Genomic DNA, 15,601 nt, shown 5'->3' with positions numbered 1-15,601 from the left:
ATCACCGGGGTTCATGCGGCATCCCTGCCGGTGCCGCCGCCCTTGCCGCCGGCGCGGGCGTGCCGGTCCTCCTGCCGTCCGTTGCGCACTGCACCCTCCACCTCGCCGGTCTCGGACGCGAGCGGGTCCGGCGAGCCCAGCAGCTGCTCGTCGGCGAGCCCGACCTCGAGTTCCGCTTGGAGTTCGAAGTCGTGTTCCAGCTCGTCGTCCTCCGGTGGGGCGGGGACGTGCGGCTTGGGCTCGTCCTCGTGGGGTACCACGAGTTCCTTGCCGGATTTGCCGCGCGCGTCTGGCGAGCCAGGGGTGGTGTCCATGGCCGCGCGCAACGAGTCGAGATGCGGGCCGGAGAAGTCGACGCGGATGCGTTCCACTCCGCCGGCTCCGTCGCCGAAGATGAACTGCCGGGGTTCCATGTCGCGTTCCAGCCCGCGCTGGGCGCCCGGGCGGCGGCCGAGCGCGGCGACGACCTGCTCGTAGCCCACGCCGACCGGCACCTTCAGCAGCCGCAGCGCGTCCGCCTGGGCGTCGTCGTCGTCGAGCCTGCCGACGAACACCGAGTCCAGCAGCGCCACGAAACCCTGGATCTTCAGGAAGTCCGCCGGGATCTGCGACGACAGCAGCACCCGGACGTTCCACTTCCGCGAGTCACGCGCGAACCGGTTCATCAGCACGCGCCCGGTCGGCACCTCGGACAGGAAGAACGCCTCGTCGATCCAGACGCCCTTGCGCAGTTCCTTCGGCTTCTCGTACACCGACCGCTGGGTCAGCCACGCCGCGAGGTTCAGCATTTCCACGCCGAGCGATTCGGCGTCGGTCCAGTACTCGCGCGGCACGCCGTCCTTCGGCAGAGTCAGCCCCGCCATGGTCAGCACGGTCATCCGGTCGTCGCGGGTCTCGGCGTACGGGTCCGCGTCGGTTTCCGGGATCAGCAGCGCCATCCGCTCGCGCATTTCGTCCAAGAAGTCCGCGACCACGACCGCGTGCTCGTGGTGCTCGCTCGAATCCCGCCGCAGCGCGTCGATGACCTGGCCGGGGTCGGCGTCGAACCGGCCGCCGACCGCGCGCACCGCGCGCAGCAGCACGATCCGGGTCTGCGCCATCCGCGACACCTCGTACGGCAGCACGCCGGTGAGCACGTCGAGCACGAGGCGGCGCCGGGTCGCCCCGGCCAGCGCCTTTTCGCGCCGCCACGAGCGTTCCGGGTCCTCCTCGTCCATGAAGTGCTCGATCAGCGGATCGGCGACCACGCGGTACGGGTTGAGGATGCCCGGCTGGGCGTTGAGCAGGTTGATCGGCCGCGCGTACGGCCGGATCTCCGGCAGTTCGCACAGCCGAGACAGCGGGCCGGACGGGTCGAGGATCGTCCAGTGCGCCCCGGCGCGCAGCGTCTTGTAGACGATGCCGCCGCCGAGGAACGACTTGCCGCCGCCGAGACCGGCGACCATCGCGGTGAGGCCCGATCCGTCGCGGATTTCCTGCGCCATCCACGGATCCCAGGCCACCGGCCGCCGCGTCGCGGTGACGGTTTCGCCGAGCAGGATGCCGCGCCGGTCGCCGACCTCCGCGGTCGCGGTGGGCACCGCCGAAGCCGTCCACACCACCGAACCGCGGCGCATGTACGCGCCGGAGGCCAGCGGCTCGCCCGGGATGAACTCCCTGGCCATCGCGTACTGCGCTTCCGGATGCTCGATGGCGATCTTCGGCTTGTACAGATCCAGCAGCTGCTGGGCCAGCCGCAGCGCGTCGCGCTCGGTCGGGCCGGACACCGCGAGGCGCCACCAGGACCGCACGCGCGTGGCGAGCGCGGTGAAGCCCGACGTCATCTCGTCGTCGATCTCCAGCACCCGGCCGGCCTGCCGAGCCAGCGATTGCGGCGGCTCCAGCTCGTGCTCGTCGGTGTAGTGCTTGACCTGCGAGCGGACCTTGTTCATCTGCCGCTGCAGTTCGCCGGACACCTCTTCCGGCCGCCGCACGTAGATCCGCGCGGACACCTCGACCGCCGCCGGCAGCCGGTCCGCGTGCTGGATCCACGGGTCGTCGACCTCGGGGATTTGCAGCCCGTGCATCTGGCCGACGGTGAGCACCGCGAGATGCCGCGACACACCGGCGTTGGACCCGGTCCGGCCGCGCACGGTGACCGTGGGCGCGTACGGGTCGGCGTGGAAATCAGCCGCGTCGGTGAAGCTGGCGAGGTCCTCGGGCTCCCACGCCGCGCCCGGCACCGCGGGCATGTTCCGCGGCGCGGGCAGGCCGAGCGAGCACGAACGGTGCATCAGCCAGGACATCTCCTCGGCGTGCACCGGGCGGCCTTCCAGCCCGGCGCTGCCGATGACCTGGTCGAGGTGCTCGATCTCGGAGTCGAGCGCGGCCAGTTCGGCGTCGACCGCCTCGGGCAGGATCCGGCGCAGCACCGGCGCGGCGCGTTCGACCGCGCGGTCCACCATGCGCCGGGTCTGCACCTGGACGCCGAGGTAGACCTCTTTTTCCGCCATCGAGCGGCCCATCAGCTGCTGCTGCTCGCCGATCAGGTAGTCGTCGAACGACAGCGCGCCCGGCACGTCGTTCGGCCTGCCGACCGCGTTGTGCACATGCGCCTCGGCCCACATCCGGATCGGGTACGGCCGGTTCGTGACGCGCAGGTGCAGCCAGCGGCCCTGCAGTTCGGCGTACTGGCCCGCGATGGCCGCGATCAGGTCGCGGCGCTGCGAATCGGAACGGAACGACCAGCGCTGCGGCGCGAGCCGGTACCAGGCGTACACCTCGTACCCGGTGCGCAGCAGATGCCCGTCGATGCTGCGCGCGGCGATCGACGGCGTGTACGCCGGTATCGCCTGCTCACCGGGCAGCCTGCGGCCCTTGCCGCCGGACTTGCTGCCGCCGGACGGCGGACGGCCCTGCGGGGGCGCGTTCCACGCACCGGCAGGGACGTCTTGCTCCCGCTTCCCTCGGCTTCCGCCGCGACCGAACAACGACTACCTCCCGGCCCGAGCCGCGGGGCGGCTCCGGCGCGCTCGTGGTGCTCCCTGTTTCCCGGCACTCGTGCCTGCGCCGCGACGCGGGTCGCGGTGCTGGTACTGCCGCCTTCTCTTGTGCTTCGGCAGCGGGCGCTCCGCCCGCACCCGGACCCGGCTGGCGCTCACCGCGCCGCCCGCGCCCGAGGTCCGCTCCCTCGGCGTGCGCAGTTCCTGGCCCGCCATCGCGATCACCGCGCCCAGCGGGCGCTCGTGGCTGATCTTGGCGGTGATCAGCCTGGTGATCACGATCGTGGCCACGAACGCCCACGCCGTGGAGAAAAACCCGAAACTCCAGCCGACCCACCGCTCCACGGTGAGCACGACCAGGAAGACCGGAATGCCGACGAGCCATGCCACATATCGGGCTCGCCAGGGAAAAGTCGCCTTCGGCGGGCCGAGCCACACGGCATCGACCCGGTACACCTCGTCATCGGTCCTGATCCGCACGCCTGCCCCGCCTCAGCCGGTGAACAGGCCGGCGATCCACTGGCCCACGTTCACGCCCGCGCCGCTGACCGCGAGCCCGATGATCGCGAGCGCGATGACCACGCCGGCGAGCCGCCGCATGACCCCCGCGTTGTCGCCCTTGCCGCCGCCGAGCCACAGCAGCAGCAGGGCCACCGCGAGCAGCACGAGCGGGATGATGTTGTCGAGCAGCCAGGTCCGGACGTTGCCGGTGCTGAGCCCTTCGGCCACAAACGTCTCGAGGGCGGTCATGCTGGTCATCGCGATACTCCCGGTGCACGGCGGGCGCCGCGCTGTTCTGGCTTCGGCGAAGCTACGAACACCATCATGGCGTTACAAGGGGTAATGGTCAAAGCGCGCTGCGTAGATGTCGACTTGTGGTCAATGGGCGGGTACTGCGGTCCGATGGTCAGGATTCCTCGCCCTCCATCATCGTGGCAAGGGTGCTCCGGAATAACCCAAGCCACCCGGATTGCGCAGTCTTCCGGCGGTGCGGCTCCGCGAAACGTGCGGCGCTCACTCTCGGTGCGCCCCGGACCGGCGTGTCGGGCAGGCACCAGTGTGGCATGCCCCGATCGGCGTTCCGCCGCGAGTCCGGTGAGTGACAACCGGACTGGAAAACAATCTGGAATTGATCACTCTCTGATGCGATAACGGTCACCATCACGTCCGATGTGCGCATTTGTTCACTACAAAGCGTGATCCCGGGCAGTTCCGGACCGTCTCCCGGATCAGACCCGGAACGCCGCGCTCGGGATCGCACCCGCTTCGATCACCCGGCGGCTGAGCGGAGCGCACAGCTGCTCCAGCCGGGCCGCCTTCTCCTCGCCGAGGTGCTGCCACGGACCCTCCGCCGCCGCGTTCGTCGCCAGCTCGACGCGTTCGCGGAACGCCAGTCCGCGTTCGGTGAGCGCGCCGTCCGCGCCGAGGATTCCGTCGGCGGTCAGCCGGGCGGCGGCCGCGTCCCATTCCTCGTCGCTCCAGCCGCGGGTGCGCTTGGCGGTGTCCGGCGGGGTGCCGTTCGTGGTCGCGCTGTGCGTGACCAGCGCTTCGAGACCGGGCAGGCCATTCGCGGTCAGCGCCGCGACGTGCCCGTCTCCTCGGTGCTCGCGCAGCAGGGTGACCGCGTGCCAGAGCGCGAGGTGCGGTTGTTCAGGCCAATCCAGGTCCGCGTGCGCGGCGTAGAGCGGACGCCCTTCCGGACGGCAGCCCCCGGTGGCTTCCCTGGCGAGCTCGGCCGCTTCGGCGACCTCTGCGGACGCGAGCGTCTCCTCGCCGAACAGCCTGCGGTAGATCTCGTCGACGGCGGTGAGCCGGGCTTCCAGCACGGCTTCGGGGCTGGCGATCGTCCACACGCGCGGGACGAAGTGGGCGATCAGGCTGGGGCTGAAGCTGTAGAAGGTGGCGGTGACCGTGCCCGGCCCGACCGCGCCCATCGCCGCGGCGCGGCTGGCGAAGTAGGTCATCGACCCCGGTTTGAGCCCGGCGGCGGCGAGCCGCTGCTGCGTCTCCGGCGCGAAGTAGACGGGAGCGTGCAGAGCGTCGAAGGTGGTCCGGAAGGCGACAGCGGCGGCGACGGCTTGACCCATGCGCCCGATCGTAGCGATCGGGCGGACGAGCTGGCATGTAAGCCGGATCCTGTTCCCGGGCCGCCTCGCGGCGGACCGGGCGACGGTCATCCATCTCGGCCTGCCGTCGCCGGCAGGCTCCAGCGGCCTACCCGCAGGCATCGGGCGGGCCGCCCTCGATCGCCTGCGCAGGAGCGAACTCCCTCTTGGCCTTGCTCCGGGTGGGGTTTACCGAGCCATCCCGGTCACCCGGGATGCTGGTGGTCTCTTACACCACCGTTTCACCCTTACCCCCGCCGTGAGACGGGGGCGGTCTGTTTTCTGTGGCACTGTCCCGCGGGTCGCCCCGGGTTGCCGTTAGCAACCACCCTGCCCTGCGGAGTCCGGACTTTCCTCGGACCGGGAGAACCCGGGCCGCGACCGTCCTGCCAGCTCGTCCGCCGAAACAGCGTACCCGGGAGCACGCGCGGCCCCGGGCACCGGCTGGCACATTCCACCGCGTGGACGCGCGTTGACCCTCTTTCCGGCCGCTGTTTCACTCCCCGGCATGACCGCACCTGAACTCTCCGAACCCTTGAAATTCGCTTACTGGGTCCCGAATGTGAGCGGCGGCCTGGTCACCAGCGACATCGAACAGCGCACCGATTGGGGCTACGAGTACAACCGCGACCTGGCCGTGCTCGCCGAGAACAACGGCTTCGACTACGCGCTCACCCAGGTCCGCTACACCGCCAGCTACGGTGCCGCCTACCAGCACGAATCCACTGGTTTCAGCCTGGCGCTGCTGCTCGCGACGCAGCGGCTGAAGGTCATCGCGGCCGTCCACCCCGGACTGTGGCAGCCGGGTGTGCTGGCGAAATTCATCGCCAGCGCGGACGTCATCTCCGGCGGCCGGGCCGCGGTGAACGTGGTCAGCGGCTGGTTCAAAGACGAGTTCACCGGACTTGGCGAACCGTGGCTCGAACACGACGAGCGTTACCGCCGCTCGGAAGAATTCATCCGCGTGCTCAAGCAATTGTGGACCGACGACCACGCCGAGTTCGGCGGCGACTTCTACCGGATCCGCGATTTCGACATCAAACCCAAACCGGTCGCCGGTCCAGGACGGCCGCATCCGGAAGTCTTCCAGGGCGGCAACTCCACCGCGGCGCGCAAGCTGGCCGGTCGCGTTTCGGACTGGTATTTCAGCAACGGCAAGGATTTCGCCGGGTTCAGCGAACAGGTCGACGAGGTGCGCGGGTACGCCGCGGAGAACGACCACGCGGTGCGCTTCGGGCTCAACGGGTTCGTGATCGCCCGCGAGACCGAAGCCGAGGCGCGCGAGGTGTTGCGGGAGATCGTGGCGAAGGCGAACGTGCCCGCCGTCGAAGGATTCCGCTCGGCGGTCAAGCAGGCCGGGAAGTCCACTTCGGACGCCAAGGGCATGTGGGCGGATTCGGAGTTCGCGGACCTGGTGCAGTACAACGACGGGTTCCGGACCGGGCTGATCGGGACGCCGGAGCAGATCGCGGACCGGGCGATCGAGTACAAAAAGCGCGGCGCGAACCTGTTGCTGCTCGGGTTTCTGCACTATCTGGAGGACGTCGAGCACTTCGGCCGGGAGGTGCTGCCGGTGATCCGGGAGAAGGAGCGGGTGCTCGACCGCGGCGCGGGAGTCCCGGAACCGGCGGGGATCTGAGTTCTCGCGGCGGCTAGCGTTCGGGGGTGAACGGTGCCCTCTCCTTGCTGCTTCTGGCCGGAACGCTGTGGTTCGCCATGGCGCGTCCGCGCGGCCTGCCGGAAGCTGTCTTCGCGGTCCCCGCCGCCGGTGTCGCCCTCGCGCTCGGCCTGACTTCGCCGCACGAAGCGGGCGAGCGGGTCGTCCAGATGCTGCCGACGATGGGCTTTCTCGCAGCGATCCTGCTGGTCAGCCATCTCGCCGCGGCGGAAGGCGTCTTCACCTGGCTAGGCGCCGAACTAGCCGAGATCTGCCGCGGACGACAACCTCGGCTCCTGCTGCTCACCTTCGCCGCGGCAGCGATCGTCACCGCCGTTCTCAGCCTCGACGCCACTGTCGTCCTGCTGACCCCGGTTGTCCTCGCCACCGCCGCGGAGCTGAAACTCACCGCGCGACCGCACGTCTACGCGTGCGCGCACCTGGCCAACTCGGCTTCCACGCTGTTCCCGGTCTCGAACCTGACGAACCTGCTCGCGTTCACCGCTTCCGGCCTCACCTTCGCCGGTTTTACCGCGTTGATGGCGCTGCCCTGGCTGGTCACGCTCGCCGTCGAACTCGCCGCGTTCGCCTGGTTCTTCCGCAAGGACCTCCGCGAACCGCCTAGCACTCGTCAGCCCGAACACCGTCGCGCACCGGTTTTCACCCTCATCGTGCTGGCGGTCATGTTGGTCGGCTTCGCGACGGGACAGCTGGTGCACGTCGAGCCGGTTTGGATCGCCGCGCTGACCGCGCTCGTCCTCGCCGCGAAAGCCTTGGCGGAGCGGAAGATCCGGCCCTGGCAGGTGGTCACCGAGGCGTCCCCGATGCTGGTGCTCTTCGTGCTCGCCCTCGCCGTGGTGGTCGAAGCAGTCGACGAGCATGTCCTTGGCGGCCTGCTGCGCAGTCTCCTGCCGACGACCGCCGGGCTGCCCGAACTGCTCCTCGCCGCGGCCATCGCGGCCGTGCTGGCGAACGTCGTCAACAACCTGCCCGCGACGCTGATCCTGCTGTCGGTCCTCGGCCCGCACCCGAATCAGGGCGTGCTGCTCGCCGTGCTGCTGGGCGTGAACATCGGTCCGAACGCGACTTATCTCGGTTCGCTGGCGACGCTGTTGTGGCGACGGGTTGTCGTCCGGCATGGACAGCATCCGCCGGTGAGCGAATTCCTGAAGCTCGGGGCGCTCACGACACCGCTGTCGTTGGCAGCGGCGACGTGTGCACTGTGGCTAGCCCGCTAACCCCGAGGCGCGATCGTGCTCCCCCGGGACAACGTCGGCCCACAGTCGTCCAGCCCGTCCCCGAACCGCTGCGCCTCGACGTTCATCATCGTCACCTGCGCGTAGTGCTGAACCGCCGCGAGCTTCGCCGGATCGGTCACCGCGTCCTTGCGGACGAAGTCGCCGTTGCGCTTCCCCGGACCGGGGTAGACGAGGATCGGCAGGTAGTCCCGGTCGATGCGCGGGTCGACGGTGATGCCGTTGCCGTCCGCCCACGGGCCCCACGAGTGGATGAACGTCGGCTTGACCGTGTCGAACACGTAGTCGCGCAGGCCGGCGATGTCTTCCTTGTGCGTGAGGTCCGCGATCGGCGCGTTGACCAGGCCGGCCATGTCGACCAGGTCGAGCCTGCTGGTCATCGACGAGCCGCCGAGGTCCGGCAGGAGCAGCGACGCCTGCTGGAGGCCGAGCATGTCCGCGTAGGTGTTGAAGCCGCGGCCGAAGCGGTCGGCGATCAGGCAGGCCGGCACGGTCGGGCTCTTGACGAATTCCTCGTCGTGGCCCGCGAAGCCGATCGCCGACGGGACCGCCGCGGCCACCAGCACGAGCGCCGCGACCGCACGCCACTGCACCTTCGGCAGCGAACGCACGAACTCGGCGAAGGCCATGACGCCGCACAGCGTGCCGAGCACCCACACGGGCGTCGCGAAGCGGTACTGGGCCATCCAGTCCGGAACCATCACGCCGTACGCGATCACGCCGAGCGCGAGCGGCGTGACCAGTCCGATCAGCGGACGCCGCCACGGCGCCTTGACCAGCGCCCACACCACCACGGCGAGCAGCACGAGCGTCAGCGCGATGCCGAGGTACTCCACCAGCTGGTGCGGCCGGATGATCGAGCCGAACGTCGGCAGGCCCTGCTTCTTGGCGACCGACGGGTTGGCCAGCAGCCGGTGGAATTCCGTGTAGCGCCAGACGACGTAGCCGCCGAACAGCACGGCGAACGCCGCGATGGACACCAGCGCGGACCGGAAGCTGGGCCAGAATCCCTCGCGTTTCACGCCGAAGAGCAGGACGATCGGGTACGCGCTGGCGTAGATCAGGCCTTCCGGCCGGGTCAGCGCGGCCGCGGCGACGAGCACGCCCGCGACGATCGCGACCTTGAACGACAGCGAGTTTTCCTTGCGCAGCGCGGTGAACAGCAGCGCGGCCAGCGCGGTGGTGAGGAACGCGAACAGCGAGTTCTCGAGACCGGAGACCACCCAGATCACGAACGACGGGATCGCCGCCAGCCCGAGGCCGGTCGCCAGCGTGATCGCCCACGCGTGCCTGCGGAACACCTGCCGCGCCACCAGGTGGCACAGCACCAGGATGCCCGCGGTGAAGAACAGGCCGAGCAGCTTCGGGAACAGCACGTAGTCCGGGATGCCGAACAGCAGGCCCTTGTCGAACAGTCCGACGACCTTGCCCAGCGCGAGCAGGATCATCCAGGTCGGATCCGAGAAGCCTTCCACCGGCGGCTGGCCGGGGGCCAGCACCGGGCCGAGTCCTTCGGCGACGCTGCGCGAGTAGGAGAACGTGATGGCCGCGTCGTCGACGATCCAGTGCCCGTAGCGGGTGGCGTGCCAGGCGACCGCGGCCACGCCGGCCAGCACCGCCAGCGTCGACGCCAGCCAGCTGAGCTTGAACCGCGCCGGCGGATCGGTCGTCTTCTCCCCCGGCAGGTCGGGCTCGGATACTGCGGTGAGTGCGCTAGCCGTCATGTCCTCGTCACTGTTTCCACTTGCGGATGCTGCCGAAGAAACGCACGAGCCTGCGCCCCCCTTGAAGTCCCGGCCGGGACCTGCGCCGCGGCGCCGCGGTCGACACCGCACTCTAGCCAATACCTCATTCGGGCCGTTTCACACGTCATCCCCGACCGTGATCCACGTCATATTTGCCTGGTTCAGGACAGATGCGAGATGTCGTTGACCAACCGGACCGAGGCGTTGCCGTCGGGATAGAACTCGACGATCGACAGCGACGCCAGGTCGAGGTGCAGCCGGAACAGCAGCGACGGCCCCGCGTCGAGCCCCATCCGCAGCAGGGTCTTGATCGGCGTCACGTGGCTGACCACGAGCACGGTGCGCCCGTCGTACTGCTCCACCAGATCGCGCCGGGCCTTGCCGACGCGTTCGTGGACCGCGTCGAAGCTCTCGCCGCCGGGCGGCGGGCACGACGAATCGCTCAGCCAGCAGCGGTGCAGTTCCGGGTCCCGCTGGGCGGCCTCGCCGAAGGTGAGCCCCTCCCATTCGCCGAAGTCGGTCTCGATGAGCCCGGGATGCGTCTCGACCCGGCCGCCGAGCGCGTCGGCGACGGCCTGCGCGGTCTGCTTGGTGCGGATCAGCGGCGACGAGACGATCGGAGCCGGTTCGCCGTCCTCGCCGATCAGCCCGGGCATCGCGGCCAGCCGTTTGGCGGCCGCGGCGGCCTGGCCGCGGCCGTGCTCGGTGAGCGGGACGTCGCCGCGCCCGGAGTAGCGGCGGTCGACCGACATCTCGGTCTGGCCGTGGCGCAGCAGGAGCAGTTTGGTGGGCGTGCCGCGGGCCCCGGTCCAGCCCGCCGGGGACACCCGGTCCGGCTCGGCGGCCTTGGCCTTCGGCCGCGTCTCGGCGACCGGGGCGGGCGAGGTCGCGCCGGATCCGGCGCTGTCCATGGCGAGGTTCGCGAGCCGGTCCGCGTGCGAGTTCTCCGCGCGCGGGATCCAGGTGTAGCCGACCCGCTCGAAGCCCGCCGCGATCTCGCGTGCCTGTGCGGCGAGCGGCTGCAGCGCGGCGTGCTTGATCTTCCAGCGGCCGGACATCTGCTCGACCACGAGCTTCGAATCCATCCGGACGTCCACAATGGACACTCCGAGTTCGGCGGCCGCGGCGAGCCCGGCGACGAGCCCGGAGTACTCCGCGACGTTGTTCGTGGCGATGCCGAGGTATTCATGGCGTTCGGCGAGCACCTCGCCGGTCGCCGCGTCCTTCACGACCGCGCCGTAGCCCGCCGGGCCGGGGTTGCCCCGCGAGCCGCCGTCGGCCTCGACGATCGCCCGTTCGGTCACAGGCCCGACTCCAGTGTGCGGACCAGGATCGCGCCGCAGTTGTCGCACTGCACGACGCTGTCCTCGGCCGCGGCCTTGATCTCGGAGATGGTGTTGCGGTCGAGTTCGAGCTGGCAGGCGCCGCACCGGCGGGCCCGCAGCAGCGCCGCGCCGATGCCCTTGTGGTCGTAGACGCGGGTGTACAGCTTGAGCAGCGGCTCCGGGAAGCGCGGCAGCAGCTTCGCGCGGTCCTCCTTGCGCCGGGCCTCGGTGGTGTCGAGGTCCTTGAACGCCTCGTCGCGGCGGGCCGCGGCGGCCTCGACCGCCTGCACCGCCTTGTCGACCTCGGCGCTCGTGCGCTGCGCGTCCAGGCCCAGCGCCTCGCGCTGCTCCATCAGCTCCAGCAGGTCGTCCTCGAGCGCGCCCTTGCGGCGGCCGAGCGTCTGCAGCTCGTGCTCGATGTCGGTCATCTGCTTGGCCCCGACCGAACCGGACTCCATCAGCTTGCGGTCGCGGTCCTCGCGCGCCCGCACCGATTCGACCTCTTTCTCCTGCCGGGCGATCTCCCGGTCGAGGTCGGACGTCGCGGTCTCGACGGACACCAGCGCGTCGCGTTTCTCCCGGACGGTCTTCTCCCCGGCCTCGATCTCGGCGAGCTCGGGCAGAGTGCGGCGGCGATGCGCGACGCGCGAAAGCTCGGCGTCCACCTTCGCGAGTTCGAGCAGCTGACGCTGGACGGCGGGGTCGGCCTTCACTGTGCTCCCTGATTTAGTTACTGGGCGGTAGCGCGGATGGTCCACGGGTCGGTGCACCGCGTGGAGACGTGAGCTTCGACGGTACCCGCAAAGGCCGCGCCGACAAGGGCCGAGGCCTGTCCGCACCACGGCCACTCGCTGGCCCAGTGCGTCAAGCCGACCAGCGCGGGCACGGTTCCGCCGGACGCGAGGTGTTCGCCAGCCGGATGGTGGCGCAGATCCGCTGTCACGTACGCGTCGACACCCTCGGCCGTCGCCGTCGCGAGATACGAGTCGCCTGCGCCGCCGGACACCGCGACGGTGCGGATCAGCCGGTCCGCGTCGCCCGCGCCGAGCACGCCGGGCACGGTGGCCGGCAACGCGTCGGCGACCCGCTGGACGAACTGCGCGAACGGCTCCGCGGCAGGCAGGTGCCCGATGCGGCCGATCCCGGTGGCTCCGCCGGGTTCGTGCGGGTCGAGCGGCCGGTCGACCTCGAGGCCGATGGCTTGCGCGAGCGCGTCGGACACGCCGGGGTCGGCCGAGTCGGCATTGGTGTGCGCGCAGTAGAGCGCGATGCCGCCGCGGATCATGCGGTGCACGAGCGAGCCCTTGGCAGTGTCCGCGGGGACGCCGTGCACGCCGCGCAGCAGCAGCGGATGGTGCGCGACGATCAGCTGCGCGCCGAATTCCTCGGCCTCGGCAAGGGTCTGCTCGACCGGGTCGACGCAGAACAGCACCCGGGTGACGTCCTCGGCCGGGTCTCCGCAGACGAGCCCGACCGCGTCCCAGCTTTCCGCCAGCCGGGGCGGGTAACTGCGTTCGAGGACGGCGATGATCTCGGCTAATGCAGGCACCTGGGGATCCTCGCACGGTCGCTCTGAGAGACTGCGGACCATGCCCAAGCTGGTGTTTGTCTGCTCCGGAAACATCTGCCGCTCCCCCATGGCGGAACTCGTCTTCCGCAAGAAGCTCGCCGACGCGGGCCTCGCGGACGCCGTGGATGTGTCCAGCGCGGGCACCGGTCCGTGGCACGTCGGCGAGGCGGCGGATCGGCGGGCGCGCGCGACGTTGAAGGCGCATGGCTACCCGACCGAGCACATCGCGGCCGAGGTCAGCGACGAAGACCTCGAAGCCGACCTGCTGCTCGCCGCCGACGAGAGTCACTTGGGCTTCCTGCAGTCCCGCGTCGAGGACCCTTCGCGGGTGCGGCTGCTGCGGTCGTTCGACCCGTCCGCTCCGGAAGGCGCCGAGGTGCCGGACCCGTATTACGGCGGCGACGACGGCTTCGAGGACGTGCTCGGGATGATCGAGCGGAGCGTGCCGGGGCTGCTGGATTGGGTCCGCGAACAGGCGTGACGTCCGGTCCGGGTGCGCGCACGGAACGCGACGGCCTACCGTAGAGGGGTGCGGTTGCGGTTTCTGCTCCGGCCGGGATGGCTGGCGTTGACAGTGGTGGTGTTCACCTTCGCCATCTGCTGTTACACGTTGCTGGCCCCGTGGCAGTTCCGCCGCGACGGCGAGCAGGTCACCCAGAACAACGCGCTGACCACGTCGTTCACCGCGAAGCCGGCACCTGCGGCACAGCTGCTGCCGCCAGGGACGAAGCCGGACAAGAACACCGAGTGGCACCTCGTGTCGATCACCGGCACGTACCTGCCTTCGGCCGAGGTTGTCGCACGGCTGCGCACTGTGCAGGGCCAAGGCGCGTACGAGGTCCTCACACCGCTTCGCGCCACTGACGGCACTGTCTACCTGATCGACCGCGGCTACGTGGGGCTCAGCAGTGACTCGGGCGTGCTCCCGTACGCGGCAGCGCCGGGCGGACAGGTCACGGTCGTCGCGCGCGTGCGAAGCGACGAGACGGACCCGAAGAACCGCGAAGCGTTCGCCGACGCGTCGACGAACGGGAAGCTGCAGAGCTACACCGTCGACTCGCGCGTGGTGGCGAAGTCTTCCGGCCTGACCATCCGGCCCGGGTACTTCCAGCTCGACCAGAATCAGCCCGGCGTGCTCAGCCCGTTGCCACTGCCACAACTGGAGTCAGGCCCGTACTTCTCGTACGCGCTGCAGTGGCTGGCGTTCGGCACGATGGCGTTGCTGGGCTGGCTGTACTTCACGATCCGCGAGCTGCGTCCGGGCGGCGCACTGACCACCGAGCGCCCGCAGCGGGGCCGGCGCAAGTCCGTCGCGGAGATGCTCGCCGAAGACGAGGACGAGTACTCGCCGACCGCCTGAGTGGCCTGGTCGTTTCTCGGGAAAATGGCTCTTTGTCGGTGCCACTTGCGGCGCTGATACTGATCGCATGCTGATCCACCCCTGGGACGCCGCGGACGAGAACGAATGGCGGGAATGGCTCGCCGGACACGATTTCGGCGAACTGGTCGCCGGCGGCCGCGGCCGTGATCTCCCCGTGGTGGTGCCGACGCACTTCGTCTTCGACGGCGACGCGACCGTCCGCCTGCATCTCGCCCGGCCGAACCCGGTGTGGCCGCTGCTGGAGGAACACCCGCGCGCCCTGCTGACCGTAACCGGCGATTACGCCTACATCCGCTCGGATTGGAACACCGCCGACGATCCCGCACTCGGCGTGCCCACGTCGTACTACGCGAGCGTGCAGCTGGCCTGCGACGTCCGGCTCGTCGACGATCCCGAGGAGAAAGCCGCCTTGCTGAACCACCAGCTGGCGCACTTCGAACCGGACGGCAAGCGCACCCCAGTGTCCGCTGTGGACGCTCCGGACCGGCGGCTGCTGCCCGGGATTCGCGGCGTCGAGCTGACCGTGACCGAGGTGCGGGCGAAGTTCAAATACGGCGGGAACAAGAAATCCGAGGACCGGCAGCGGATCGGAGCGCTGCTGTCCGAACGGGACGGTTTCAACGACGCGGAAGCCATCGCGCACCTGAAACCGTGACAGCTCAAGGGTTTCGGCGGCGCAATCCGGTCAGCACGGCCACGAGCACCGACGTCCCCGCGGCCAGCCAGCCCACCACCCGGGACAGCTCCACCGCACGCGTCACGTGCCCGGCATCCGGATTCCGGCCGACCCCCAGCACCGGCAACTCCACCACGCCGTGGGGATACTCAGTCCGCCCGCCGACCCGGATCTCCAGCGCCCCAGCGAAAGCCGCCTCGACCCGGCCCGCGTTCGGGCTCGGATGCGCGATCGTGTCCCGCCGCCAAGCCCGCCACGCTCCACCGGCCGAACCGCCGACCACCGGCGCGCCCAGAACCGTCAACCCGGCAGCCACCCGGGTCGGCAGGAGGTGGACGAGTTCGTCAAGCCGGTCGATCACCCAGTGCCCGGGAAGCAGTCGGCGCAGCAAGCCGATCGTGCGCGCCGCGAGCAGCCCGGGCACGCCCGCGACCGCGCCCCACAGCAGCGGGGTCACGACCACTTCGGACGTGTTCTCGGCCAGAGTTTCCACGGACGCACGGGAAAGCCCGATCGTGCTCAGCCCGTCGGTGACGCGCGGGTCCAATTCGGACAGTGTGTCGCGCGCCGGTTCGAGACGGCCCTCTTCGAGATCGCGAGCCAATTCCGTCCCCTGCGCAGCCAGCCCGGCCGCGCCGACGACCGCCCAGGTCACCACTGCCGTCGCGGTCGCCTGCAGCACCGGGCTGCGGCGGCCGGTGCGCTCGACCAGCACGCCAGCCGCGACGGCCGTGCCAGCGATTCCGAGACCGGCCGCGCGCCGCGAACCGGTGGCGGCGACTGCCCGGCGAAAGGCGGTGACCGGCGGACGTCGCCGCGGGTCGCCGAGTGCTCCGTCTGCGGCCAAACCGAGAATCAAGCCGATCGCGCGCGCCGCGCTCACCTGTAGCCCCCCGAACGTGGAC

At 70.2% G+C, this 15,601-nt stretch carries 14 protein-coding genes and 1 other RNA gene; 5 read left to right on the top strand and 10 right to left on the bottom strand.

Going from position 1 to position 15,601, the window contains the following annotated elements; genetic code table 11:
• Window positions 1-11: 11 nt before the first annotated feature.
• The 5 genes from L3Q65_RS42005 to rnpB all read right to left on the bottom strand — a co-directional run bounded on the left by L3Q65_RS42005 (window position 12) and on the right by rnpB (window position 5,483).
• Window positions 12-2,969: an ATP-binding protein gene (locus tag L3Q65_RS42005; protein WP_182896332.1), complete on the bottom strand. Its 2,958-nt coding sequence runs from the start codon at window positions 2,967-2,969 to the stop codon at window positions 12-14.
• Window positions 2,970-2,972: 3 nt separating this feature from the next.
• Window positions 2,973-3,461, bottom strand: coding sequence for a hypothetical protein (locus tag L3Q65_RS42000; protein ID WP_182896333.1), 489 nt, complete (start codon window positions 3,459-3,461; stop codon window positions 2,973-2,975).
• Between the two features lie 12 nt (window positions 3,462-3,473).
• A complete protein-coding gene (locus tag L3Q65_RS41995; RefSeq protein WP_037815757.1) occupies window positions 3,474-3,740 on the bottom strand; it encodes a hypothetical protein in 267 nt (88 codons plus the stop codon).
• A 470-nt stretch (window positions 3,741-4,210) separates the two neighbouring features.
• Window positions 4,211-5,068 (bottom strand): hypothetical protein, encoded by an 858-nt coding sequence (locus L3Q65_RS41990; RefSeq protein WP_182896334.1) that lies wholly within the window; start codon window positions 5,066-5,068, stop codon window positions 4,211-4,213.
• 22 nt (window positions 5,069-5,090) lie between these two features.
• Window positions 5,091-5,483: RNase P RNA component class A (gene rnpB / locus L3Q65_RS41985), an RNA gene on the bottom strand.
• A 111-nt stretch (window positions 5,484-5,594) separates the two neighbouring features.
• Here rnpB and sfnG point away from each other — a divergent pair.
• A complete protein-coding gene (gene sfnG / locus L3Q65_RS41980; protein ID WP_182896335.1) occupies window positions 5,595-6,725 on the top strand; it encodes a dimethylsulfone monooxygenase SfnG in 1,131 nt (376 codons plus the stop codon).
• Window positions 6,726-6,802: 77 nt separating this feature from the next.
• Window positions 6,803-7,981, top strand: a complete 1,179-nt coding sequence (locus L3Q65_RS41975) for an SLC13 family permease (RefSeq protein WP_220508639.1) — start codon at window positions 6,803-6,805, stop codon at window positions 7,979-7,981.
• Here L3Q65_RS41975 and L3Q65_RS41970 read toward each other — a convergent pair.
• The 4 genes from L3Q65_RS41970 to L3Q65_RS41955 all read right to left on the bottom strand — a co-directional run bounded on the left by L3Q65_RS41970 (window position 7,978) and on the right by L3Q65_RS41955 (window position 12,618).
• A complete protein-coding gene (locus L3Q65_RS41970) occupies window positions 7,978-9,723 on the bottom strand; it encodes a hypothetical protein (RefSeq protein WP_237598106.1) in 1,746 nt (581 codons plus the stop codon). The genes L3Q65_RS41975 and L3Q65_RS41970 overlap by 4 nt on opposite strands.
• A 182-nt stretch (window positions 9,724-9,905) precedes the next feature.
• Window positions 9,906-11,048, bottom strand: a complete 1,143-nt coding sequence (locus L3Q65_RS41965; protein ID WP_182896338.1) for a bifunctional RNase H/acid phosphatase — start codon at window positions 11,046-11,048, stop codon at window positions 9,906-9,908.
• On the bottom strand, window positions 11,045-11,782 hold the full coding sequence (locus L3Q65_RS41960) for a zinc ribbon domain-containing protein (protein ID WP_182896339.1): 738 nt from the start codon (window positions 11,780-11,782) through the stop codon (window positions 11,045-11,047). The genes L3Q65_RS41965 and L3Q65_RS41960 overlap by 4 nt, the downstream gene beginning before the upstream one ends.
• Before the next feature lie 17 nt (window positions 11,783-11,799).
• Window positions 11,800-12,618 carry a Nif3-like dinuclear metal center hexameric protein gene (locus L3Q65_RS41955; protein WP_182896340.1) on the bottom strand — a complete coding sequence of 273 codons (819 nt, stop codon included), beginning with the start codon at window positions 12,616-12,618 and terminating at the stop codon, window positions 11,800-11,802.
• Between the two features lie 40 nt (window positions 12,619-12,658).
• Here L3Q65_RS41955 and L3Q65_RS41950 point away from each other — a divergent pair, with 40 nt between their 5' ends.
• From L3Q65_RS41950 to L3Q65_RS41940, 3 genes are all read left to right on the top strand, one after another.
• On the top strand, window positions 12,659-13,120 hold the full coding sequence (locus tag L3Q65_RS41950) for a low molecular weight protein-tyrosine-phosphatase (protein ID WP_182896341.1): 462 nt from the start codon (window positions 12,659-12,661) through the stop codon (window positions 13,118-13,120).
• A gap of 48 nt (window positions 13,121-13,168) precedes the next feature.
• On the top strand, window positions 13,169-13,999 hold the full coding sequence (locus tag L3Q65_RS41945) for an SURF1 family protein (protein WP_182896342.1): 831 nt from the start codon (window positions 13,169-13,171) through the stop codon (window positions 13,997-13,999).
• Between the two features lie 67 nt (window positions 14,000-14,066).
• Complete coding sequence (locus L3Q65_RS41940) at window positions 14,067-14,675, top strand: FMN-binding negative transcriptional regulator (protein WP_182896343.1); 609 nt, start codon at window positions 14,067-14,069, stop codon at window positions 14,673-14,675.
• A 4-nt stretch (window positions 14,676-14,679) separates the two neighbouring features.
• Here the strand turns inward: L3Q65_RS41940 and L3Q65_RS41935 are convergent, their stop codons facing one another.
• Window positions 14,680-15,579 (bottom strand): CobD/CbiB family cobalamin biosynthesis protein, encoded by a 900-nt coding sequence (locus tag L3Q65_RS41935; protein WP_237598105.1) that lies wholly within the window; start codon window positions 15,577-15,579, stop codon window positions 14,680-14,682.
• Window positions 15,580-15,601 lie beyond the last annotated feature (22 nt).

The sequence above is a fragment of the Amycolatopsis sp. FU40 genome (genome assembly GCF_021903635.1).
Taxonomy (GTDB): domain Bacteria; phylum Actinomycetota; class Actinomycetes; order Mycobacteriales; family Pseudonocardiaceae; genus Amycolatopsis; species Amycolatopsis dendrobii.
Note: the sequence above shows the minus strand (reverse complement) of the source record. Positions and strands in the feature narration are given on the sequence as shown.

What these genes read in the sequence shown, in the direction of transcription:
- L3Q65_RS41995 (WP_037815757.1), bottom strand. Translation starts at nt 3,740, where the DNA reads ATGACCAGCATGACCGCCCTCGAGACGTTTGTGGCCGAAGGGCTCAGC.
- L3Q65_RS41940 (WP_182896343.1), top strand. Translation starts at nt 14,067, where the DNA reads ATGCTGATCCACCCCTGGGACGCCGCGGACGAGAACGAATGGCGGGAA.
- L3Q65_RS41990 (WP_182896334.1), bottom strand. Translation starts at nt 5,068, where the DNA reads ATGGGTCAAGCCGTCGCCGCCGCTGTCGCCTTCCGGACCACCTTCGAC.
- L3Q65_RS41950 (WP_182896341.1), top strand. Translation starts at nt 12,659, where the DNA reads ATGCCCAAGCTGGTGTTTGTCTGCTCCGGAAACATCTGCCGCTCCCCC.
- L3Q65_RS41975 (WP_220508639.1), top strand. Translation starts at nt 6,803, where the DNA reads ATGGCGCGTCCGCGCGGCCTGCCGGAAGCTGTCTTCGCGGTCCCCGCC.
- L3Q65_RS41970 (WP_237598106.1), bottom strand. Translation starts at nt 9,723, where the DNA reads ATGACGGCTAGCGCACTCACCGCAGTATCCGAGCCCGACCTGCCGGGG.
- sfnG (WP_182896335.1), top strand. Translation starts at nt 5,595, where the DNA reads ATGACCGCACCTGAACTCTCCGAACCCTTGAAATTCGCTTACTGGGTC.